Genomic DNA, 22,091 nt, shown 5'->3' on the forward strand with positions numbered 1-22,091 from the left:
GGCACCATCCGCGGACCAGGGAGCGGGGAAGAAAGGGTGGTCGAGATGAGCGACGGGGACCGAGCGGTGTACCCCGCGCCCGCAGGGAAGGACGACGGGCCGACGGCCGAGGCCGCGCCCGTCGTCCAGGCGACGGATGTGGTGAAGCGGTTCGGGCCGACGGTGGCCCTCAACGGCGCTGGGATCACGGTCAGACCGGGGGAGACGCACGCCCTCGTCGGCCGCAACGGGGCCGGGAAGTCGACCCTGGTGTCCGTCCTGACCGGCCTGCAGGCCCCGGACGAGGGCACGGTGACGTTCGCCGGACGGCCCGCGCCGCGGCTCGCGGACCGCGATGCCTGGCGGCAGCACGTGGCGTGCGTCTACCAGAAGTCGACGATCATCCCCACGCTGACCGTGGCGGAGAACCTCTTCCTGAACCGTCACGACCGGGGACGCGGCCGGCTGATCAGCTGGCAGAGCCTGCGCCGCCGCGCGCGGGAACTACTGTCGACCTGGTCGGTGGACGTGGACCCGCAGGCCCCGGCCGGTGATCTCTCCGTCGAGCAGCGGCAGTTCGTCGAGATCGCCCGGGCGCTGTCCTTCGGGGCCCGGTTCATCATCCTCGACGAGCCGACGGCCCAGCTCGACGCGGCGGCGATCAACCGCCTGTTCGAGCGCATCCGCGATCTGCAGCGGCAGGGCGTGACCTTCCTGTTCATCAGCCACCACCTGCAGGAGGTCTACGAGATCTGCGACATGGTGACGGTGTTCCGGGACGCCCGGCACATCGTGACCGCCCCGGTCGGGGAACTGCCTCGTACGCAACTCGTGGCTGCTATGACCGGCGAGGCCGCCGTGTCCGACCGGCCGCAGCGGGCCGGAGGCCCCGACACCACCGCTCCGGCCGCCCTGACCGTCCGTGGACTGGGCAGCGCGAGCGCCTTCGGCGACGTCAGCTTCCAGGTGGCCGCGGGGGAGATCGTGGGGCTCGCCGGGGCCGCGGGCAGCGGGCGGACCGAGGTGGCCGAGACCGTCGTGGGCCTCAGGGCTGCCGACACCGGGGACGTGGAGATCGCCGGCACACGGCCCCGGCCGGGCAGCGTGCCCAGTGCCCTCGCCGCCGGCGCCGGTTTCGTCCCGCAGGACCGGCACCACCAGGGCTTCGTACCGGACATGTCGGTCGCGGACAACGCCACGCTGTCCGTGCCGGCCAGGATCGGACCGAACGGATTCATCAGCCGGCGCCGCCGCGACACGCTCGCCGAGAACATGATCGAGAACCTGGCGATCAAGACGCCGGGCCCTGAACTCGCCGTCTCCGGGCTGTCCGGCGGTAACCAGCAGAAGGTGGTCATGGCCCGCGCGCTGGCCGACGACCCACGGCTGCTGGTGCTGATCAACCCCACTGCCGGGGTGGACGTGCGCTCCAAGGAGTTCCTCCTCGGCAAGGTCGACGACACCGCCGACGCCGGCACCGGGGTGCTCATCGCCTCCGACGAACTCGACGACCTACGCCTGTGCGACCGGGTCCTGGTGATGTTTCAGGGCCGCATGACGACTGAGATCGCCCGCGGCTGGCACGACCACGACCTCGTGGCCGCGATGGAAGGAGTGGACCTCGATGCCTGAAACCGTCCTCGCGGACGCCCCCGCCCCACAGACAGGGCCACCGGACGGGCGGCCCCGGCTGCTGGGCGGGCGGATACCCCTGGCCCGGCTGCGGGACTTCGCCCTGGTCCCCGCCATCGTGGTCATCGCGATCGTCGGACAGATCGTCAACCCGATCTTCCTGCAGCCGGACAACCTCATCAACGTCCTGCAGACCATGTCCGAGATCGCCCTGCTGGTCCTCGCCCAGACGATGGTCCTGATCGTGAAGAAGATGGACCTGTCGCTGGAGTCCACCATGGGCCTCGCCCCCGGAGTGGCCGCCTGGCTCGTGGTCCCCGCAGGGGCGGGACACGGACTCGGTCTGCTGCCCGGGGCATGGGCCGTGCCTGTGACGCTCGCGGTCGGCGTGCTCATCGGGGTGATCAACGCTCTGCTGATCATCCGCTTCGGCCTCAACGGCTTCATCGTCACCCTCGGCATGCTGATCGTGCTGCGCGGGATCCTCACCGGCATCTCCGGCGGCCAGACCTTCTTCCAGCTGCCGCCGTCCATGCTCTACCTGGGCACCGCCGAATGGCTCGGCATGCCCGTCTCCATCTGGGTCTGCCTGATCCTCTTCGCCGCCGCCATCGTCGTCCTCGGCTGGACCAGTTTCGGCCGCTCGCTGTACGCCATCGGCGGCAACGTCGACGCGGCGAAGGCGGCCGGTATCCGCACCGACCGGGTGCTGTGGACCGTCATCGTCACCGGCAGCCTGCTGGCCGCCCTCGCCGGGCTGCTGCTGTCCGGCCGCCTGGCCTCCGTCGCCTCCGCGCAGGGCAACGGCTACATCTTCACCGTCTTCGCCGCCGCCGTCATCGGCGGGATCAGCCTGAATGGCGGCAAGGGCACGATGTTCGGAGCGTTCACCGGCATCCTGCTGCTCTTCATGATCCAGAACGTGCTCACCCTCGCGGGTGTCCCCGCCCAGTGGATCGGGGCCCTCAACGGCCTGATCATCCTGGTCGCCCTCTGCATCTCACGCATCACGGGCGGCAAGGTCCAGGACTGAACCGACCGGCGACGGTGCCGGAACGCCGACCGCAGCCTCGTAGATTCCGTCGCAGTGGGCCGTGCGCCCACCTGCCCCTCACAGGAGTTCCCTCATGCCTGTTGTGTCCCCGCCATCGGCGTCCGCCCGCATCACCGCCCTGGACGTGCTGGACGTGCGGTTCCCGACGTCCGAGCACCTGGACGGGTCCGATGCGATGAACCCCGAACCCGACTACTCGGCCGCCTATGTGATCCTGCGCACCGACGCCTCCGACGGACTGGAGGGCCACGCGCTGGCCTTCACCACTGGACGCGGCAACGACGTGCAGGCCGCAGCCATCGCGGCTCTCGCCCCGTACGTGGTCGGCCTGACCGCGGAAGAGGTGTGCGGGGACCTCGGAACATTCAGCCGCAGCCTGGTCCACGATCCCCAACTGCGCTGGCTGGGCCCGGAGAAGGGCGCCATCCACATGGCGACCGGAGCGGTCGTCAACGCCGCCTGGGACCTGGCGGCCAAGCGGGCCGGCAAGCCCGTATGGCGTTTCCTGGGGGAGATGTCGCCTGAGGAACTGGTCGCCCAGGTCGACTTCCGCTGGCTCAGCGACGCCCTCACCCCCGAGGAGGCGCTGGACATCCTGCGCCGCGCCGAACCGGGCCGCGAGGAGCGCATCGCCCGCCTCCTGGAACGCGGCTACCCCGCCTACACCACCACCCCCGGCTGGCTCGGCTACTCCGACGATAAGCTGGCGCGCCTGGCCCGCGAGGCCGTCGCGGACGGCTTCACCCAGATCAAGCTGAAGGTGGGCGCGTCCCTGGACGATGACGTACGGCGCATGCGCACCGCCCGCGAGACGGTCGGCGACGGCATCCGCATCGCCGTCGACGCCAACCAGAGATGGGACGTCCAGCCCGCCATCGACTGGATGCGCGCCCTGGCCCCCTACGACCCGTACTGGATCGAGGAGCCCACCTCCCCGGACGACATCCTCGGCCACGCCGCCGTCCGCAAGGCGCTGAGCCCCATCAAGGTCGCCACCGGCGAGCACATCGCCAACCGGGTCGTCTTCAAGCAGCTCCTCCAGTCCGGCGCCGTGGACATCGTGCAGATCGACTCGGCACGGGTCGGAGGCGTCAACGAGAACCTCGCCATCCTGCTGCTCGCCGCGAAGTTCGGCGTGCCGGTCTGCCCGCACGCGGGCGGCGTCGGCCTGTGCGAGATGGTCCAGCACCTGTCGATGTTCGACTACGTCGCGGTCTCCGGCACCGTCGAGGACCGGGTCATCGAGTACGTCGACCACCTGCACGAGCACTTCGCCGACCCGGTGCGCATCGCCGACGGCCACTATCTCGCGCCCGCCCTTCCCGGCCTCAGCGCGCAGATGCACCCGGCGTCCCTGAAGGAGTACGCCTACCCCGACGGCCCGGTGTGGACCGCCCGTGTCTGAGCCCCGGACGCTGGTGGACGCCCACCACCACGTGTGGGACCTTGACCACCGGCCCCAGCCCTGGCTCGACGAACCGGCACACGAACGGATCCGGCGGACCTTCACCCCGGACGACCTGCGCTCGGCCGCGACCCGGCCCATCGCCGGGCGTGAACTGACCAGGACGGTGGTCGTCCAGTGCGTGCCGTCGGAGCCCGAGACCCGCGAACTCCTTGCCCTGGCCGAACAGGACCCGCTGGTCGGGGCCGTGGTCGGCTGGGCGGACCTGACCTCCCCAGCGATCGGGGACGTACTCGACGCGCTGCGGGACGGTCCCGGCGGCGGGTATCTGCGAGCCCTGCGGCACCTCGTGCAGGGGGAGCCGGATCCTGAATGGCTGCAACGGCCGCCAGTGGAGCGGGGGTTGCGCGCGGTCCAGGAGCGTGGCCTCGGCTACGACGTCCTCATCCGCGACCACCAGCTCCCGCAGGCGATCCGCCTCGCCGAACGCCTTCCCGACCTGCCTCTGGTCCTGGACCACGCCGGCAAGCCGCCCATCGCCGGCCGCGGCCTGGCCGACTGGGAGAGGCAGGTGAGGACGCTCGCCGGCCACCCGCACGTGCGGTGCAAGGTGTCCGGGCTGGTCACCGAGGCCGACCACGACGCGTGGACGCTCGACGACATCCGGCCCGTGTGGGACGTGCTGCTCTCCGGGTTCGGCGCCGGGCGGCTGATGTTCGGCTCGGACTGGCCGGTCTGTGTCCTCGCGGGCGGCTGGAACCGCTGGGCAGCGACCGTCGAGGAACTCCTGCACGGCTGCTCCGAGAGCGAGACCGAGGCGATCCTCGCCGGCACGGCGACCGCCTTCTACCGGATCTCCGGGGCCGGGGCAGGGAGCGAGGCCGGGCCCGGCAGGACCCAAGAGGCCCACGAGGCCCACGAGACCGAGGAGGGAACCGCCGCGTGCTCCTGACCGAACTGCTGCACCCCGGCATCCTCGAATCCCTGGCCGGGGCGGGCCACGGCGCCCGTGTGCTGCTCGCCGACGGCCACTACCCCGCGAGCACGGCCACCGGCGAGCACGCCAGGACCGTGCACCTCAACCTGGCTCCGGGCCTGCTGGACGTCACCACCGTGCTGGACGTCCTGCTCCGGGCGCTGCCCGTGGAGACAGCCCACGTGATGGTGCCGCCCGAGGGCGAGCCGGAGCCCCCGGCCATCGCCGAGTACCGCTCGTCGCTGGCGCCTGTACCGGTCGAGACGCTCGGCCGCTTCGACTTCTACGACGCCGCCCGCTCACCCGACCTGGCGCTGGCGATCGTCACCGCCGACATCCGCACCTACGCCAATCTGCTGCTCACCATCGGCGTCCGCGCTGAAGGGACCTTGGGATCACGATGACACTCGCCGTCCGTTACATCGCCGCCCGCACGCTGGACACGGCACCCTCGAAGAACTCGCCGCCCGGCCCTGGAGAGGTCGAGCTGGCGCCCGCCTACGTGGGTATCTGCGGCACCGATCTGCACATCTTCCACGGCGACATGGACGCCCGGGTGACCACGCCCGCCGTCCTCGGACACGAGATGTCCGGACGGATCACCCGTGTCGGGGACGGCGTGGAGGGCTGGCGGCCCGGCGACGCGGTGACTGTGATGCCGCTGCGCTGGGACGACACCTGCCCCGCCTGCCACGCCGGGCATCAGCACATCTGCCGGCATCTCGACTTCATCGGCATCGACTCCCCGGGCGCGATGCAGCAGCGCTGGACCGTGCCCGCCTCGACGCTCGTACGGCTGCCGGAGTCCGTCTCGCTGGAACGGGCCGCGCTGGTCGAGCCCACGGCGGTGGCCGTGCACGACGTCGGCCGGGCCGGGGTGCGCGCCGGCGAACGGGTCGTCGTGGTCGGCGGCGGCCCGGTCGGCATCCTCATCGCGCTGGTCGCGCGGGACGCCGGGGCCGACGTACGTGTCGTGGAACTGAGCGCCCACCGCAGACTGCTGGCAGAGGAGGCGGGCTTGACCGCCTGGGACCCGGCCGCCGTCGGCGTGCCGGACCTGGTGCAGGAATGGACCGGCGACGCGGGCGCGGACGTCGCCTTCGAGGTGTCCGGCGCGGCGGCGGGTGTCGATACCGCCGTCGAGGTGCTGGGGGTGCGCGGCCGACTCTGTCTGGTGGCCATCCACCCCCGGCCGCGTGAGGTGAACCTGCACCGTTTCTTCTGGCGTGAACTCACCCTGGTCGGGGCCCGGTTGTACGACCGGTCCGACTTCGAGCGGGCTGTGACGCTGGTGGCGGACGGCACGGTCCCCGCCGAACTGCTGATCAGCAAGGTGGTCCCGCTCACCGAGGCACCCTCCGCATTCGAGGCGCTGGAGGCGGGCGGCGACGTGATGAAGATCCTGGTGGACTGCGGCAACGACACGACGGGAGCCCCGGCATGACCGCGAGGAACGGCTTCGACCTGTCCGGGCGGCTCGCCGTCGTCACCGGGGCCCGGCGGGGCATCGGCCGGGCGATGGCCCGTGCGCTCGCCGAGGCCGGCGCGGACGTCATCGGCGTCAGCGCGAGCCTGGAGGAGTCCGGCAGCGAGGTGGAGAGGGACGTCGTCGCCGCAGGACGTGCCTTCGAGGCGATCCGCACCGACTTCGCCGAACCCGAGGCCGTACGGGCTCTGGGCACGGATCTCGCGGGGCGCGAGCGGCCGGTGGACATCCTGGTCAACAACGCGGGCACCATCCGCCGTACCCCGGCCGCCCACCACAGTGACGCGGACTGGGAGCTGGTCCTCCAGGTCAACCTCAATGCCCAGTTCGCGCTCACCCGGGCGGTGGGTGAGGGCATGGTGGCCCGCGGCCGGGGAAAGATCATTTTCACGGCGTCGCTGCTGAGTTTCCAGGGCGGGATCACGGTGCCGGGTTACACGGCAGCCAAGCACGGCATCGCCGGGCTGACCAAGGCGCTGGCCAACGAGTGGGCCCCGCACGGCGTCAACGTCAACGCCATCGCCCCCGGCTACATCGCCACCGACAACACCCAGGCCCTGCGCGACGATCCGGCGCGCAGCAAGGCGATCCTGGAGCGCATCCCCGCCGGACGCTGGGGCAGCGCGGACGACCTGGCCGGCGCCACCGTGTTCCTGGCCTCGGACGCCGCCGCCTACGTCCACGGCACCGTCCTGCCCGTCGACGGCGGATGGCTCGGCCGATGACCACGACCGACTGCGCCGGCGTCCTGGACGGCGCACCGATCCTGCCGGTACTGACCGTGCCGGACACCGCCACGGCCGTACCGCTGGCGGAGGCGCTCGTGGAGGGCGGTGCTCGGTGCGCGGTGCTCCGAAGTCACCTTCCGCACGCCGGATGCCGAGCGAGTGGTCAAGGCGATGGCCGAACACGGCGGGCTGACGATCGGTGCCGGCACAGTCCTCACGTCCGAACAGGCGGAGCGCGCGGTGGCGGCGGACGCCCGCTTCGTCGTGTCGCCTGGCTACGGCCAGGGAGTGGTCGACAGATGCCGGGAGCTGGACGTTCCCGTCGTGCCCGGCATCGCCACCGCCACCGAGCTGATGCGCGCCCTCCGCGTCGGGCTGGACACGGTGAAGCTCTTCCCCGCGGCATCCCTCGGCGGCATCGAGGCCGTTCGCGCGCTGGCGGCTCCTTGCCCTGGGTCCGGTTCCTGCCGACCGGTGGCGTCGGGCCCGCCGACCTGCCCGCCAACTTCGCCCACCCGGCGCTCCTCGCCGTCGGCGGCACCTGGATGGCGAGCGCCGCCCACCTGGCATGTGGCGACTGTGCCGAGAACCGACGGCTGACCGCCGAGGCAATGGAGAGGAGCACACGGTGACCGCGCACGGCCCTGAGGTGATGGCCCTCGGCGAGGTGATGCTCCGCTTCGACCCTGGAGAGGGGCGCATCCGCACCGCCCGCACGTTCCAGGTGTGGGAAGGCGGCGGCGAGTACAACGTCGCACGGGGACTGCGCCGTTGCTTCGGACTGCGTACCGCCGTCGTGACCGCCCTCGTCGACAACGCGGTCGGCCGACTCGTCGAGGACCTGATCCTGCAGGGCGGAGTCGACACCTCTCTGATCCGATGGGTCCCCGGCGACGGCATCGGCCGCACCGCCCGCAACGGCCTGAACTTCGTCGAACGCGGCTACGGCATCCGGGGCGCGCTGGGTGTCAGCGACCGTGCGAACACCGCCGTGTCCCAGCTGCGGCCCGGAGAACTCGACTGGGACGCCGTGTTCTCGGCCGGCCCCCGCTGGTTCCACACCGGGGGCATCTTCGCCGGACTGTCGGACACCACGGCCGACATCGCTGACGAGGCGATGGCCGCGGCCCGACACCACGGAGTGACGGTGTCCTACGACCCCAACTACCGTCCCAGCCTCTGGGACGGCCGGGGCGGCGCCGACCGTGCCCGCGAGACCGACCTGCGGCTCGCCCGGCACGCCGACGTGGTGGTGGGCGCCCTGGGCCTGGCCGGGAGGTCCTCCGGCGGTGTGGCGCGCATCGGCGACGAAGAGGTACCGGACGCCCTCGCGGAGGTGGCCGGGCGGCTGCCCGGGGCGAAGGTGCTGGCGACGACCTTGCGGAAGGTGCCCTCAGCCGGCGTGAACGACTGGTCCTCGGCGGCCTGGTCGCCCGAGACCGGCGTCGTCACCGGCCCCCGGATGCCCGGTCTGCACGTCCTGGACCGCATCGGATCCGGCGACGGATTCGCCGCGGGCCTGATCCACGGGCTGCTCACCGCCGTCGGCCTGGAGCGCGCCCTCGCCTACGGCACCGCACACGGCGCGCTCACCATGACCACCCCCGGTGACGTGTCCATGGTCTCGCTCGACGAGGTCGAGGCCTTGATGGCCGGCGCGAGCGCCGCCGTCAGACGCTGAGCCGCCGACGAACCACTCGCCTCCCCGAGGAGCACGTCTTGCGTCACCGGAAGATCACGAACACCACGGTCGAGCTCACCGAACTGGGTTTCGGCGCCTCCGTCATCGGCAACCTGTACCGGGTCACCCCGGCCCACGACGCGACGGACGCCGTCGACGCGGCCTGGGACGCGGGGGTCCGGTACTTCGACACCGCCCCCCACTACGGCCTGGGCCTCTCCGAGCGCCGCCTGGGCGCGGCCCTGCGCGACCGCCCACGGGACGCCTATGTCGTCTCCTCCAAGGTGGGCAGGCTGCTCGTGCCCAACGAGCGGCCGCGCGGTGTCGACAGCGAGGGCTTCGTAGTACGGGACGACCTGCGCCGTCAGTGGGACTTCAGCCGCGACGGAGTGCTGCGCTCCATCGAGGAGACACTGGGGCGCACCGGACTGGACCGCCTGGACATCGTCTACCTGCACGACCCCGACGACCACTGGCGGCAGGCCGCCGACGAGGCCATGCCCGCTCTGGCGGACCTGCGCGACCAGGGGGTCGTCGGCGCCATCGGGGCCGGCATGAACCAGTCGGCCATGCTCGCGAGGTTCCTCCGTGAGACCGCCGCTGACGTGGTGATGCTGGCCGGCCGCTACACCCTCCTCGACCAGTCGGCGCTGGACGACGTGCTGCCTGCCGCGCGGGAGCTGGGCAAGAGCGTGGTGGCGGTCGGCGTCTTCAACTCGGGCCTGCTCTCCCGCGACCGGCCCAAGGAGGGCCTGAAGTACGACTACCGGGACGCGCCGCCGGACCTCGTCGCGCGGGCCCTGGCGATCACGGAAACCTGCGAACGCCACGGCACCACCCTGTCGGCCGCCGCGGTGGCCTTCCCGTTCGGCCATCCCAGTATCATCAACGTCACTCTCGGGATGCGGAATCCGGAGCAGGTCGCACGGAACGTCGAGCTCCACCAGCGGCACATCCCTGACGGCCTCTGGGACGATCTTCGAGCCCAGGGCCTGATCAGGCCGGACGTGCCCGCGTAGAACGCTCACGGAAGGAGTTCGCGTTGTCTTTGACGGACAGGGCCATCGAGCAGATCCGTGAGCTGATCCGCACCGGCGCGCTGCCCCCGGGCTCGAAGCTGCCCCCCGAACCAGAACTCGCCGTGCAGCTGGGCCTGTCCCGCAATCTGGCCCGCGAGGCGGTCAAGGCGCTGGCCGTCGCCCGCGTGCTGGAAGTCAGGCGGGGCGACGGCACTTATGTCACCAGCCTTCAGCCGAGCCTGCTCCTGGAGGCTCTCGGGGGTGCGGTCGAGCTGCTCCAGAGCGACTCAAGTGCGCTGCTGGACCTGATGGAGGTACGGCGGCTGCTCGAACCCTCCGTCGCCGCACTGGCCGCCACCCGGATCACCGACCGCGGGCTGGCCGAGGTCAAGCGTCATCTGGACGCCATGCGGGAGGCGCGCGACGACGTCGAGCGGCTGAACTCGCACGACGCGGCATTCCACCGAGCCGTCGCCTCGGCCACGGGCAACGAATCGCTGCTCACCCTCCTGGAAGGCATCTCCGGGCGGACCCTCCGCGCCCGTATCTGGCGCGGCCTCGTCGACGACCAGGCCGCGGGGAGGACACTCGCGGAACACGAGGCGATCTACGCGGCACTGTCCGCACGGGACTCCGCCCTCAGCCAGGCCGCCGCGCTCCTGCACGTCAGCAACACCGAACAGTGGCTGCGACAGCACCTGCGCTCCACCACGCCCGTCGAGAGCGAAGCTCGGACGGCGGGCGGCGAAGCATCCCGAACTGCCTCCTGAGCAGAGGATAACCAGGGTTACTCGCGGGTTGCGCAGATCCTCGGCGGGGCAGGCACTGCCAGGCCTGCTACATGGGCGGATCGCCGGACCTCCTCGGGGGAGCGGACCTGGAAGTCGGTTCCCGCGTTCCGACCGTCCGTGGCCGGCTTGTCGGCAGGTGACGGCGAGGACTCTCCTCGGTGTATTCGGCTCGGCGCGGGCCGCCGCGCGCCTCCCTCTGAGCATGGCGGCACTTGCACAAACGTGAATCGCGGTTCATGATAAATGTGAGTGATTGTTCACGTTATTGCGAGGTCGCTATGAGTGCCAAGGCTGCTCTGGTCACCGGCGCTTCGTCAGGCATCGGCGAAACGGTGGCCCTCAAGCTGCAGGAGCTCGGCTACGCCGTCTATGGCGCCGCGAGACATCCCGACCGGCTTTCTCGCGTCGCCCGGGCCGGCGTCCTCCCGCTGACCATGGATGTCACAGACGACAAGTCGATGCGGGCGGGCGTCGGGCGGATCATTGCCGAGATGGGTCGGATGGACGTCCTCGTCAACAACGCCGGATACGGCTCCTATGGTGCCGTGGAAGACGTCCCGTTGGACGAGGCTCGCCGTCAGGCCGAGGTCAACGTGTTCGGCGCCATGCGCTTGAGCCAGCTGGTCCTCCCGTACATGCGCGAGCAGCGCAGCGGAAAGATAGTGAACGTCACCTCCATGGGTGGCCGATTCCACTCGCCGCTGGGCGGCTGGTACCACGCCGGCAAGTTCGCCCTGGAAGCCCTGAGCGACTGCCTGCGGATGGAGGCGAGGCCGTTCGGGGTCGATGTCGTCGTCATCGAGCCCGGCAACATCCGGACGGAAGGCAGCAGCGTGACGGCCGAGAAACTGCGGGAGGCCTCCGGTGAAGGCCCCTACGCCGCCCAAGCCGCAGCCGTGCTCGCTGCACTGACCTCGGAGGCGAACGCCCGGCGAGAGTCCCCGCCATCCGTCATCGCGGACGCGATCGCCACGGCCGTCAGCGCACGCAAGCCCAAGACGCGCTACGCCGCCGGTTTCGGGGCCCGCCCCCTCATCGCCCTCCGCGGCATTGTCTCGGACCGCGCCTTTGACGCCCTGATCAGCCGGGCTATTGGCATCCCGCAGAATCAGCCTCGAACCTGACTGACGATTCCCTCGAACTTGGCGGCGACGATCAGGCAGGTCGCGTGATCAGTCCTGCACAAGTCGCCCGCCGGTGCCGGTGCGCCACCGGCAGGGGGCGGTGCCGTGCCCGATGTGCGGGATGCCGGCCGCTGTGCTCCTGGTCTGCCCGGTGTTGGGCTGCCCGAGACGGACCTTCCGTGAGCAGGCCCCCGGACCCCGTGCAGATCGTCAGCCGTGGTGCGTGCTTGTGGTGCGGGTGTGGGTGGTGAGGCCTGTGAGAACGAGGGTGAGCCAGCGGGCGCGGGCGGTGGGTGGCTGGTCGGTTGGGGCGGTGGAGATGAGGAGGTAGATGTCGTCGATGGTGACATCGTGGTGGATGTCTCCTTCGGCTTTGCCGAGCTGGATGAGGGCTGCGAGTGCGGCGCTGGCGCGTGTTTCCGTGGCGGTGTCGGCAGGGCGGGCGCCGAGGGTGCGGGCGGCGGCCTTGACAGCATGGTTGGTGGCGGTGGCCTCGACGACGAGACCGAGGAAGCCGATGATCTCGTCCAGGGCTCTGGAGCCGTTGGCGGCGCGTTCGCGGGCGGCTTCGGCGTCGTCGGCGACGAGGGCGGTGTATTCGGCGATGACGGCGGCGACGAGGTCCGTCTTGGTGGGGAAGTGCCGGTAGAGGGTGCCCACGGCCACGCCTGCGGCGGTGGCGATCTCGTCCATCCCTGTTTCGGGCCCGTGCAGGGTGATCTGTTCACGTGCGGCGTCGAGGATTTTCTTGCGGTTGCGGACCGCGTCGGCGCGCGGCGCGCGGGCCTGGGCCATGGGGACTCACTCTCCAGATGCAGATGCCGGGGCTCCGGACTTGCCATAACCTGAACCTAGGTTCATAGTAGTTCTTGAATCAAGGTTCACTTTACCTAGACCGGGACACATGATGACCACCAAGACCGCCCTAGTCACCGGCGCCTCCTCAGGCATCGGCGAGGCCACCGCCCTGAAGCTGCACGCCCTCGGCTACACCGTCTACGCTGCGGCCCGCCGCACAGACCGCCTCCAGAAGCTGGCCGACCGCGGCATTCGTCCCCTGGCCATGGACGTCACCGATGACGACTCCATGCGCTCGGGCATCGACCGCGTCGTCGCCGACAGCGGGCGCCTCGACGTCCTGGTCAACAACGCCGGATACGGCTCTTACGGCGCCATCGAGGACGTACCGATGGACGAGGCCCGCTACCAGTTCGAGGTCAACGTCTTCGGAGCCATGCGCCTGGCCCAACTCGCCCTGCCCCATATGCGCACCCAGCACTCCGGCACCATCATCAACGTCACCTCCATGGGCGGGAAGATCCACACCCCGCTGGGGGGCTGGTACCACGGCACCAAGTTCGCCCTCGAAGCCCTCAGCGACTGCCTGCGTATGGAGGTCAAGCCCTTCGGCATCGACGTCGTCGTCATCGAACCCGGCGGTATCAAGACCGAATGGGGGGCCATCGCCGCCGACGCCCTGCGCAAGGCATCCAGCGACGGCGCCTACGTCAAGCAGGCCGACGCCGTCGCCAACTCCCTCACCTCCGAGGCAAACGCCAAGCGCCTGTCCTCCCCCCAGGTCATCGCCAATGCCATCGCCAAGGCCGCCACCGCGCGCCGCCCCAAGACCCGCTACGCCACCGGCTTCGGCGCCCGCCCCATGATCACACTCCGTCGCATCCTCCCCGACCGCGCCTTCGACGCCTTCATCTCCCGCGCCACCGGCATCCCGCGAGCGGCCTGACACGGCTGCCCGTCAGGTCGCTGGCCAACGGTCCCAGCGGGTCCGTTCCAAGCGACTCCTCCGACCCGCAGAAACCCGCCGGGCCTGTCACCGAGCAGCGCCCCCGAGCCAGAGCGGCTACGCCCACAGAGGCGGCCGAGGTCCGGCGCCGCGGTCGCGGCGGCCATCCCCAGTCGCTCTGGCGGGCAAGAGCGGACCAATACCGGCGCCCGCGTGCGAACCCTCACCACCACACACCGCGCATCGCGGGGGACGACGCCGCGAAGCTGCGGGCCCCCCTTGCGCTCGACATCGGCGGCTACGACCAGTGGACATCGGCACGCCGACAGCGCCACAGCGGTACCCGCTGTATGGCTTTCCCGGCTTGACCAATCGCCCACAGGCAACGACCCCGAAAGAGGCACTGTCGGTGCCCACCGCACGGAAGGACAGCAGCCGACGGGCCACACGAATCGAGCCCTCACACCGTGGCGTGCGCCCGCCCGCCCGGAACCCGAGAAACGGAGAACTCCATGACCAAAGTCTGGTTCGTCACCGGTTCATCCCGCGGCCTCGGTCGTTCGTTCGTCGAGGCCGCGCTCAGTCGTGGCGATCAGGTCGCAGCCACCGCTCGCCACCCGCAGACCCTCCACGACCTGGCCGAACTGCATGGCGACGCTGTCCTGCCTCTACCGCTCGACGTGACTGACAGGACCGCAGTCACCGCAGCGGTCAACGCCGCACACGAGCACTTCGGTCGTCTTGACGTGATCGTCAACAACGCCGGCTACGGCCTCTTCGGCATGATCGAGGAACTGACCGAGCAGCAACTGCGCGCCCAGATGGAGACCAACTTCTTCGGTGCGTTCTGGGCCACACAGGCCGTCCTGCCGCTCATGCGAGCGCAGGGTCAGGGGCACATCATCCAGATCTCCAGCGTCAACGGCATCACCGCATTCCCGTTCATCGGTGGCTACAACGCCTCCAAGTGGGCGCTGGAAGGCTTCAGTGAGTCCCTCGCCCAGGAAGTCCAGGGATTGGGCATCAAGGTCACCCTCGTGGAACCAGGCAGCTTCGACACCGACTGGGTGGATAGCTCCGCCGTACAGGCCACGCCCAACCCCGCCTACAAGCAACTCCACACGGCCCTAGAGGCCCTTCGCGACACCAGGCAGCCCGCAGACCCAGCTGCTGCCGGCCGGGCTCTCCTGCAGATCGTCGACGCGGAACAGCCGCCGCTGCGCGTCCTGTTCGGCAGCCAGCCCGTCGACATCGTCAAGGGCCTGTATGCGCAGCGGCTGCAGACCTGGGCCGACTGGGAACATGTCTCCCGCGCCGCACAGGGCTGAACCACAGCGTCGGAAGTCCGACAGGAAACGGAGCTACGGCGAGCGCGAGCCCGACGCGTTGCAGGACGTGGTTGAGCCGCGTGGCGAAGCGCGCGTACCCGGCGAGGGTCACGCTCATCGGCGACGAACCTTCGGCCCCCTACGACCGGCCGCCGCTGTCGAAGGGTACAGCGACATCTGACCGCCTCCCGCGTGGTCAAAGCTGCCAACAGAATCGGCTTCAACCTGCTGTTGCCCCTCGCCCGACCTTCCGGCGCCCCCGACCGCAGCGCACTGCGCATCGCAGTGGACGACACGGCCGCGAAGGCGGAGACGGCCCGGCTGCTGGACATCCTCGGCTACGACGTGGTGGACATCGGTGCCCTCGCCGAGAGCTGGCGCAGCGAACCGAACACCCCGGTACAGGTAGCCGTTGTCGTTCTTGCTCGCGGGGCAAGGGCAAATCTGGCACTTCAAGGCGAACATGCACTCGTACTGGCGGCCGGAGTGCATGTAACCGAGAACGGGTTCACCGACGTAAGGGGAGCGCGATACGCGCGCCCGTAGAACCCCGCTGGTGTCTCGGTCCTCGTCACGGGGCGGGCCTTTGTCGGCCAGCCGAGGGCGGCCTCGGTGGTATTCGTAGGTCAGGTCGCTCACCGGCCCCGCGGATTCGCTGTCCCATGCGGCGACGTACGGGATCACGCTGGGATGGGCGAGGGTTCGCTCAGGCACTGGCGGCCTCCTTCGCTACCTCCGGTGTGGCGCTCCAGCCCTCCCGCTCCAGGAGGGCGAATATGTCGCGCGCAGTCTCAGCCGCATGTCGCGCGTTCGCCTTCGATGCGTGGAAGTCCGTGCTGGAGACGGATCGTGCGCGCCGGATCACCTCACGGACCACAACCCGGCCGGTATCGAGATCGGCCTCGGCGGCGTCGGCCAGTGCAGCCAGGAATCCGCGCAGGGTGGTGACCGTGTGCCCGGTTTCGGCGTCGGTCACCGCATCGAAGTGGCTACTGAGTACGTAGTCGGCCGTGGTGCGGACCGTCTCGCGGGTGATGCGAACCGGCTCGTCCGACTCCTCTACTACCTGCCAGCGCCGCAGGGCTCCAAGGAACTGGCGAAGGAGGTCGTCGTCCGTCTTCTCCAGGGCGGCGGTGACCAAGTCGACCGGCTGGTGGTCGCACGCTGCGCCCGGCACTCGGCGATCGGTCAGACGAATCGGTTTGGCCGCCGGCAGTGGGCCGGGCGCGAAAGGTGAGGAAGAAGCGGCTGCGCTTCGCGTGGCGGGCGATCAGGCACTCCTGTTCGCGGAAGCCGTGCCAGCGGGTGTGGCGCGCAATTGGGCCCAGACAACCTTGCCCCAGTGCTTCCTGTCGTAGCCCCATTTCTGGCTCATGGCGTCAATCAGAAGCAGGCCGCGCCCCTCCTCCGCCTCGTCGTCGGGCTTGCCCAGCACGGGAACGTCCCGGCTCCTGTCGGCAACACCGATGCGACCCATGTCGCGCGCCTCCCAACGGATGAGCACGCGGATCGTGCGGCAATTGGTGTGGTTGACAGAGTTGTTGACCAGTTCGGAGACGATCAGCTTTCCGATGTCAGCCAACTCCCCTATGCCCCAGGTGCTGAGGGCGATGGCGACGAGCTGGCGGGCGTGGTGTGCCGACTCCGGCTCACACGGCATGGTTTCGCTGTAGCCCGGCGCACCTGTGGCGGTAGATCTGGCGGCTGTCATGATCACGGTGTTGTCCCTCCGGGCGCGGTGGAGCCGCCCGGCCATGACGGGGAACGGCCGGGCTCTCTGCCGACCCGGCGGAGATTGAGGCGATCGAGCGGACCATACAAGCTGCTCGTGTGGCTCATGGCTGGGTGCAGACTGCGCATCGGTGAGGCGTGCGCCATAACGCTGCAGCAGTTCGACTTCGAGAGCGGAACTCTGTACGTCGACCGCCAGGTCACGTAGGACGGGGAGAACGAGGAGCCCAAGACCGCAGTCCAGAAGACCATTACGAAAGGCAGGGGGCGTGCCCACTGCATCCGCCACCTCAAGTGGCGTGATCTGACGAGGGTCGAGTGGTACCCGTGCCGCCCACCATCGCCGCGAAGGTGCAGGAGCATGTCCGCCTGTACGGCACCTTTCGCGTAGAGGAGGGTCTCAACCGCCTGGAGGGGGACTACCCCTTCTCCGACATCGGGCGCACCAACATCCTCATGTACTCCCTCGTCGACCGGCTTTGGCGTAACGCCAAGAAGGCGGCGGGCATCTCGCGAAGGATCACCACGCACTGGCTGCGCCACTTCTTCGCCTCTGCCGGCCTGTCGAAGGGAGTTCCGGTAACGGACATGGCGGAGTGGCTGGGGCATCGTGACCCGTGGATCACCCATCAGACCTACGCGCATGTGATGCCCGATGCTCCGGAGCGACTGAGGTCTCTCATGGATGCCGTCTTCACGCTGCAGACCGAGCTCGACCTGCCTCTCGAGTTCGAGGCAGTGGTCGAGGCGGCCTGAACGAAAATCTGTTGAACGGGTGGTGCCCGCAGCCAGACGACTGGCTGCGGGCACCACCCGTTTGGCTTGGCCGCCCAAGACTCGCTGCGGCGGTCGGTAGTCAGCCAGTTTGCGTAGCGCTGATGCGGCGCGAGGCACTACGGTGAGTGACGATCTCTGGTACCCGTCGCCAGGACCGCAGTCAGCCCGATCGGGCATGTCCTCGTTCCCCACCCAGCACGAGATTTTCCGGTGCTGGATTGGTGCTGACGTCGGAGGGTCAATGGCTGCAAAACCACAGGTCGTAGCTCTGATCGGATGAGTTGTCGTACCACTCGATGGTCGTGCCGATGAGGCTGGCGGTGACAATGCGCTTGAGGTTGGCTGCTGGTGGGGGAGCGGATGATGCTGAGGCCATGTGTGCCACTTCCTCGTGTGCGGTGGGGACGACAGATATGTGTCGGCACACCGTAGGAACTAGTGCGTCGGGCACACATGTGGCGGGACAACATAGTTCAGGAGCGGGCTATGCGTGTGACCCCCCATGAGCAACGTGAACGTCCAGGGCCTGATCCAGGCCCGCCGTCCGCTCGGCTTCTTCGGCAACTTCCTTCCGGTCGCCTACATCAACGTCTTCGCCGGGATCGGCTGCTGTGGGTCGCCGCCGGCGGCGGGACGACACTGGTGATCACCGCGAACAAGGCCTTCGCTGATGTCCCCTGACGGTATTTCAGGGCGTTGTGAAGGGCGGCCCGGACGGCCCGCTCGGATGCCGCTCGCGTGTGCGGCCGGAGAGGCCTGTGGGTGTTTTAACGTTGCTTGATGCGACTTGTGCCTAAATGGGCCTTGCTGTCGTCGGGGTGCGCGCCCGTCCTGATGGTCGGAGGCTGGATGATCGCGGGGTTGCTTGAGGGGCCCGCCTACGACCCGGCCACTCAGACGATCAGCGTGCTGGCGGCCCGTGGCGCTTCGGGGTTCTGGGTGATGACCGGTGCGCTGGTCGCTCTGGGCGCCTGTCATCTGCTGACCGCTTGGGGGCTGCGCGCGGCCGCGTTCGCCGGACGTGTGGCGCTGGGCGGTGGTGGAGTGTCGGCGCTGGTGGTGGCGCTGGTCCCGGCGCCGAGCAGTGGGGGCTCCCTGCGTCACGGTTCAGTTGTCGCGGTCGGGTTCGCTCTCCTGGCGGTGTGGCCGGTCCTGGCCGCCCGTCGCGGCAGCGCCGCACCGTGGGGGCTGCGGCCCATGCCGTCCCTCGTGGTGACCGCACTGATGGGCGTCGGCGCGGCATGGTTCCTGATCGAAGTGCATGATCGGGGTGACATCGGGGTCGCCGAACGTGTTGTGACGTCCGTTCAGTCCCTGTGGCCCTTTGTGGTCGTAGCCTCCTGCCTCCGCGACCCCGATCACTGAACCTTGTACGCGAAGCCCCGACTCAAAGGACTCAGGCGTGCGAGGGGCCTGTCTGTGCGCCGAGGGCGGCGTTCTTCTCCTTGACGCGTGTGGCTTCCCTGCGGACCTCGGCCTGGGTGGCGCGCTCCTTCTCCAGCCACTCGGGTCGGTCCGTCAGCAGAGTCTCGATCTGCTCGGTGGTGAGAGGGTCCGTGACCCCACCGCGCGCGAGGCCCGAGATGGAGACACCGAGTTTCGCCGCGACCACCGGACGGGGGTGGGGGCCGTTGCGCCGGAGCTCACGCAGCCACTCGGGCGGGTTGGTCTGGAGTTCGTTCAACTCGGCGCGTGAGACGACACCGGCCTGGAACTCGGCCGGGGTGGCCTCAAGGTACACACCCAGCTTCTTCGCCGCGGTCGCGGGCTTCATCGTCTGGGTGGTCTGTTGCGACTTCATGGTGTCCAGACTATCCGCACTGTCCATCCGCACTGTTCGCCGTGCACGGGACCGCTGGCCGCGAGAGCTCGCCCTGCGGGACCTCTCCCCTGCGGGACCTCTCCCTTCGACCGGTAGCCTGGCCGAGTGACAGGTTCGGATGTTTCCCCTTCGTTCCGGCTCGCGTATGTCCCGGGGGTGACGCCCGCCAAGTGGGTGCGGATCTGGAACGAGCGCCTGCCCGACGTCCCCTTGACCCTCGTCCCCGTGCCGGCCGCGGAGGCGGCGGATGCGCTGCGCGACGAGGGGGCGGATGCGGCGCTGCTGCGGCTGCCGGTCGACCGTACGGTCTTCAGCGCGATTCCCCTCTACACCGAGACAACGGTGGTGGTCGTCCCCAAGGATCACCTCGCGACAGCCGTGGACGAGGTGTCGGTGGAGGACCTCGCCGACGATGTCGTGTTCCACCCGCTCGACGATGTCCTCGGCTGGGACCGGCCGCCGGGGCGGCCCGCCCTCGAACGCCCCGCCACGACGGCCGACGCCATCGAACTCGTGGCGGCAGGCGTGGGTGTCCTCGCCGTCCCCCAGTCGCTGGCCCGCCTGCACCACCGCAAAGATCTCACCTACCGGCCGCTCGTGGACGCCCCCCAGTCGAGCGTCGCGCTGTCGTGGCCCGAGGACGCGACGACCGACCTGGTCGAGGACTTCATCGGGATCGTCCGCGGCCGGACGGTCAACAGCACCCGGGGGCGCACCGCGGCCCCGGCGCAGCAGGAGCGCAAGCAGCCCGACGCGGTCCGCGCACGGCGCAAGCCTGCGGCAGGGAACCCGAGCGGCAAGAGGACCAAGAGGACGGGGGGCGGCTCCGGAAGCTCCGGCGGTTCCGGTGGTTCCGGTAGCTCCAGAGGAGGCAAGCGGGGGAGGCCGCGCCACCGGTGAGGTGCGGCACTGTGTGAGCGGAAGCCGACGATGTGCGGAAGTGGGGTACCGATACCGATACCGATACCGGTGCCGGGATCGGTACCCGACCGGCGGGCGGCGGTCGGGGAACAGCTCGACGCCGATCGGGATCGGTTGTCGCCCCACCGCCGCCCGTCTGCGGGGCATCGGATCGGACAGCTCTCGGTGAGCGGTCCGCCGCGAGCGGCTCCGCCGTGATCAGACCGCCGGGGACGGGTACGTCGGGTACTCCACTCCGGAGACGTGCTGGACGACGCGGATGACCTGGCAGGAGTAGCCGAACTCGTTGTCGTACCAGAGGTAGAGGATCGCGTTGTCGCCGTCGACCTTGGTGGCGCCGGCGTCGACGATCGAGGCGTGCCGCGAGCCGATGAAGTCGCTGGAGACCGCGTCGGGGGCGGTGGTGAAGTCGATCTGGCGCTTGAGCGGCGAGGTCAGCGACACATCGCGGAGGTGGTCGAGGACCTCTTCGCGGGTGGTTTCGCGCCCGAGTCGCAGGCTGAGGATCGCGATCGACACGTCCGGCACCGGCACGCGGATCGAGCTGCCGGTGATCGGCGCCTTGAGCTCGGGCAGCGCCTTGGCGACGGCCGAGGCGGCACCCGTCTCGGTGATGACCATGTTGAGCGGCGCCGAGCGGCCGCGGCGCTCCGCCTTGTGGTAGTTGTCCAGCAGGTTCTGGTCGTTGGTGAACGAGTGGACGGTCTCCACGTGGCCACGCAGGACGCCGTACTCGTCCGCCATCGCCTTCAGCGGCGGGACGATCGCGTTGGTGGTGCAGGACGCGCAGGACAGGATCTGCTCGTCCGGCTTGACCTTGTCGTGATTGACGCCGTGGACGATGTTCGGGACGTCGCCCTTGCCCGGCGCGGTCAGGACGACCTTGTCGATGCCGGGACGAAGGTGCTTCGACAGGCCCTCGCGGTCGCGCCACTTGCCGGTGTTGTCGATGAGGATGGCGTTCTTGATGCCGTACGCGGTGTAGTCGACCTCCGACGGGTCGCTCGCGTATATCACCTTGATCGCATTGCCGTTGGCGATGATCGTGTCGTTCGCCTCGTCGACGGTGATCGTGCCCTGGAACTGGCCGTGGATGGAGTCGCGGCGCAACAGCGAGGCGCGCTTGACGAGATCCTCGGCGGCCCGGCCACCACCACCGCGGACGACGATGGCGCGCAGCCGCAGACCGTTGCCGGAGCCCGCCTTCTCGATCAGCAGGCGGGCGACGAGACGGCCGATCCGGCCGAAGCCGTACAGGACGACGTCGCGCCCCTCACCGCGCTCGATCTTGTTGGCACCCGTGGCGCCGGCGACGGCCTCGGCGGTGAACTCCTGCACCGACAGACCGCGGTCGTCGGCGCCGTAGGTCGCGGCGAGCATGCCGATGTCGATCTGCGACGGCCCGAGATCGAGCGTGGTGAGGGCCTGCAGGAACGGCAGGGTCTCCGTGACCGACAACTCCTCACCGGCTATCTGCCGGGCGAACCGGTGGGTCTTGAGAATGCTGACCACCGACTTGTTCACCAGGGAGCGGCTGTGCAGCAGGACCGTGACGTCCCGCTCGCGGTGCAGCTTCCCGATCATCGGGATCATCGACTCCGCGATCTCCTCGCGGGTATTCCAGTTGGTGAACGAGTCCTCGTTGAGAGTCACAGGCTTCTCTTTCGAGCTAGGCGGCGCTCATATGCTACCCCCCATCGTTTTTACTGTTCAGCGGGGTGCGGTCGCCCTGCTCGCTACGGGTCGGGTGCGGGCGATTGGCCTAGCTGGTCCGGTAGTTGGCCCACTTTGCTGATCGCCTTGCCTGACGGGCCGAAGGTGAAGCGCGCCGAACCGAACCCACCCGGTAAACCGATCGGTTTTGATCCGGTGGAGACCGGGCTAGCCTCGAAC

The 22,091-nt window shown here is 69.5% G+C and carries 23 protein-coding genes and 1 pseudogene; 19 read left to right on the forward strand and 5 right to left on the reverse strand.

Translation table 11 applies throughout. The annotated features are described in order from the left end of the window. Positions 1-45 precede the first annotated feature (45 nt). The 12 genes and pseudogenes from E0500_RS39710 (at position 46) to E0500_RS39765 (ending at position 11,875) form a co-directional block, all read left to right on the forward strand. The gene (locus tag E0500_RS39710; RefSeq protein ID WP_131558081.1) at positions 46-1,611 is read left to right on the forward strand and encodes a sugar ABC transporter ATP-binding protein; all 1,566 of its coding nucleotides are present in this window, start codon (positions 46-48) and stop codon (positions 1,609-1,611) included. Beyond that, on the forward strand, positions 1,604-2,644 hold the full coding sequence (locus E0500_RS39715; RefSeq protein ID WP_131558083.1) for an ABC transporter permease: 1,041 nt from the start codon (positions 1,604-1,606) through the stop codon (positions 2,642-2,644). The genes E0500_RS39710 and E0500_RS39715 overlap by 8 nt, the downstream gene beginning before the upstream one ends. Positions 2,645-2,738: 94 nt before the next feature. Next, the gene (locus E0500_RS39720; protein ID WP_131558085.1) at positions 2,739-4,070 is read left to right on the forward strand and encodes an L-fuconate dehydratase; all 1,332 of its coding nucleotides are present in this window, start codon (positions 2,739-2,741) and stop codon (positions 4,068-4,070) included. After that, positions 4,063-5,022, forward strand: coding sequence for an amidohydrolase (locus E0500_RS39725; RefSeq protein WP_131558087.1), 960 nt, complete (start codon positions 4,063-4,065; stop codon positions 5,020-5,022). The genes E0500_RS39720 and E0500_RS39725 overlap by 8 nt, the downstream gene beginning before the upstream one ends. Beyond that, positions 5,013-5,450, forward strand: coding sequence for an RbsD/FucU domain-containing protein (locus E0500_RS39730; protein WP_131558088.1), 438 nt, complete (start codon positions 5,013-5,015; stop codon positions 5,448-5,450). Before E0500_RS39725 ends, E0500_RS39730 begins: the two co-directional genes overlap by 10 nt. Next, entirely contained in the window at positions 5,447-6,490 is a 1,044-nt protein-coding gene (locus E0500_RS39735) for a zinc-binding dehydrogenase (protein ID WP_131558090.1), read from the forward strand. The genes E0500_RS39730 and E0500_RS39735 overlap by 4 nt, the downstream gene beginning before the upstream one ends. Further along, entirely contained in the window at positions 6,487-7,257 is a 771-nt protein-coding gene (locus tag E0500_RS39740; protein WP_131558092.1) for an SDR family oxidoreductase, read from the forward strand. The genes E0500_RS39735 and E0500_RS39740 overlap by 4 nt, the downstream gene beginning before the upstream one ends. 174 nt (positions 7,258-7,431) lie before the next feature. Continuing rightward, positions 7,432-7,892, forward strand: a pseudogene (locus E0500_RS39745) (bifunctional 4-hydroxy-2-oxoglutarate aldolase/2-dehydro-3-deoxy-phosphogluconate aldolase). Between the two features lie 20 nt (positions 7,893-7,912). After that, a complete protein-coding gene (locus tag E0500_RS39750; RefSeq protein ID WP_258573954.1) occupies positions 7,913-8,941 on the forward strand; it encodes a sugar kinase in 1,029 nt (342 codons plus the stop codon). A 38-nt stretch (positions 8,942-8,979) separates the two neighbouring features. Next, positions 8,980-9,960 (forward strand): aldo/keto reductase, encoded by a 981-nt coding sequence (locus E0500_RS39755; protein WP_131558096.1) that lies wholly within the window; start codon positions 8,980-8,982, stop codon positions 9,958-9,960. Between the two features lie 23 nt (positions 9,961-9,983). Then, positions 9,984-10,730 carry a FadR/GntR family transcriptional regulator gene (locus E0500_RS39760; protein WP_131558097.1) on the forward strand — a complete coding sequence of 249 codons (747 nt, stop codon included), beginning with the start codon at positions 9,984-9,986 and terminating at the stop codon, positions 10,728-10,730. A gap of 299 nt (positions 10,731-11,029) precedes the next feature. Further along, on the forward strand, positions 11,030-11,875 hold the full coding sequence (locus tag E0500_RS39765) for an oxidoreductase (RefSeq protein WP_131558099.1): 846 nt from the start codon (positions 11,030-11,032) through the stop codon (positions 11,873-11,875). A 210-nt stretch (positions 11,876-12,085) separates the two neighbouring features. On the opposite strand, the gene E0500_RS39770 is transcribed toward E0500_RS39765, so the two are convergent. Beyond that, positions 12,086-12,670, reverse strand: a complete 585-nt coding sequence (locus E0500_RS39770; RefSeq protein WP_131558101.1) for a TetR/AcrR family transcriptional regulator — start codon at positions 12,668-12,670, stop codon at positions 12,086-12,088. Between the two features lie 112 nt (positions 12,671-12,782). Here E0500_RS39770 and E0500_RS39775 point away from each other — a divergent pair, with 112 nt between their 5' ends. From E0500_RS39775 to E0500_RS45235, 3 genes are all read left to right on the forward strand, one after another. After that, entirely contained in the window at positions 12,783-13,619 is an 837-nt protein-coding gene (locus tag E0500_RS39775) for an oxidoreductase (protein WP_131558242.1), read from the forward strand. A gap of 512 nt (positions 13,620-14,131) precedes the next feature. After that, complete coding sequence (locus E0500_RS39780; RefSeq protein WP_131558244.1) at positions 14,132-14,947, forward strand: SDR family NAD(P)-dependent oxidoreductase; 816 nt, start codon at positions 14,132-14,134, stop codon at positions 14,945-14,947. A gap of 192 nt (positions 14,948-15,139) precedes the next feature. Beyond that, positions 15,140-15,493, forward strand: a complete 354-nt coding sequence (locus E0500_RS45235; protein ID WP_309505302.1) for a hypothetical protein — start codon at positions 15,140-15,142, stop codon at positions 15,491-15,493. Positions 15,494-15,653: 160 nt separating this feature from the next. Here E0500_RS45235 and E0500_RS39790 read toward each other — a convergent pair whose 3' ends face one another. Then, on the reverse strand, positions 15,654-16,124 hold the full coding sequence (locus tag E0500_RS39790; protein ID WP_131558103.1) for a DUF6415 family natural product biosynthesis protein: 471 nt from the start codon (positions 16,122-16,124) through the stop codon (positions 15,654-15,656). Positions 16,125-16,217: 93 nt separating this feature from the next. After that, positions 16,218-16,658 carry an ATP-binding protein gene (locus tag E0500_RS39795; protein WP_131558246.1) on the reverse strand — a complete coding sequence of 147 codons (441 nt, stop codon included), beginning with the start codon at positions 16,656-16,658 and terminating at the stop codon, positions 16,218-16,220. Between the two features lie 347 nt (positions 16,659-17,005). Here E0500_RS39795 and E0500_RS39800 point away from each other — a divergent pair, with 347 nt between their 5' ends. The 3 genes from E0500_RS39800 (at position 17,006) to E0500_RS39810 (ending at position 18,820) form a co-directional block, all read left to right on the forward strand. Then, positions 17,006-17,434, forward strand: coding sequence for a tyrosine-type recombinase/integrase (locus E0500_RS39800; RefSeq protein ID WP_131558104.1), 429 nt, complete (start codon positions 17,006-17,008; stop codon positions 17,432-17,434). A 523-nt stretch (positions 17,435-17,957) separates the two neighbouring features. Then, on the forward strand, positions 17,958-18,101 hold the full coding sequence (locus E0500_RS39805) for a hypothetical protein (protein ID WP_165934828.1): 144 nt from the start codon (positions 17,958-17,960) through the stop codon (positions 18,099-18,101). A gap of 134 nt (positions 18,102-18,235) precedes the next feature. Next, positions 18,236-18,820: a DUF998 domain-containing protein gene (locus E0500_RS39810; protein WP_131558106.1), complete on the forward strand. Its 585-nt coding sequence runs from the start codon at positions 18,236-18,238 to the stop codon at positions 18,818-18,820. 31 nt (positions 18,821-18,851) lie between these two features. Here the strand turns inward: E0500_RS39810 and E0500_RS39815 are convergent, their stop codons facing one another. Next, positions 18,852-19,256 carry a DUF5997 family protein gene (locus E0500_RS39815; protein WP_181587383.1) on the reverse strand — a complete coding sequence of 135 codons (405 nt, stop codon included), beginning with the start codon at positions 19,254-19,256 and terminating at the stop codon, positions 18,852-18,854. A 126-nt stretch (positions 19,257-19,382) separates the two neighbouring features. Between E0500_RS39815 and E0500_RS39820 the strand changes: the two genes are divergently transcribed. Beyond that, the gene (locus tag E0500_RS39820; protein WP_131558109.1) at positions 19,383-20,177 is read left to right on the forward strand and encodes a LysR family substrate-binding domain-containing protein; all 795 of its coding nucleotides are present in this window, start codon (positions 19,383-19,385) and stop codon (positions 20,175-20,177) included. A gap of 219 nt (positions 20,178-20,396) precedes the next feature. On the opposite strand, the gene E0500_RS39825 is transcribed toward E0500_RS39820, so the two are convergent. After that, complete coding sequence (locus E0500_RS39825) at positions 20,397-21,851, reverse strand: glyceraldehyde-3-phosphate dehydrogenase (protein WP_131558111.1); 1,455 nt, start codon at positions 21,849-21,851, stop codon at positions 20,397-20,399. Positions 21,852-22,091: the final 240 nt, after the last annotated feature.

This window comes from Streptomyces sp. KM273126, from assembly GCF_004337435.2.
Classification (GTDB): Bacteria; Actinomycetota; Actinomycetes; order Streptomycetales; family Streptomycetaceae; genus Streptomyces; species Streptomyces acidicola.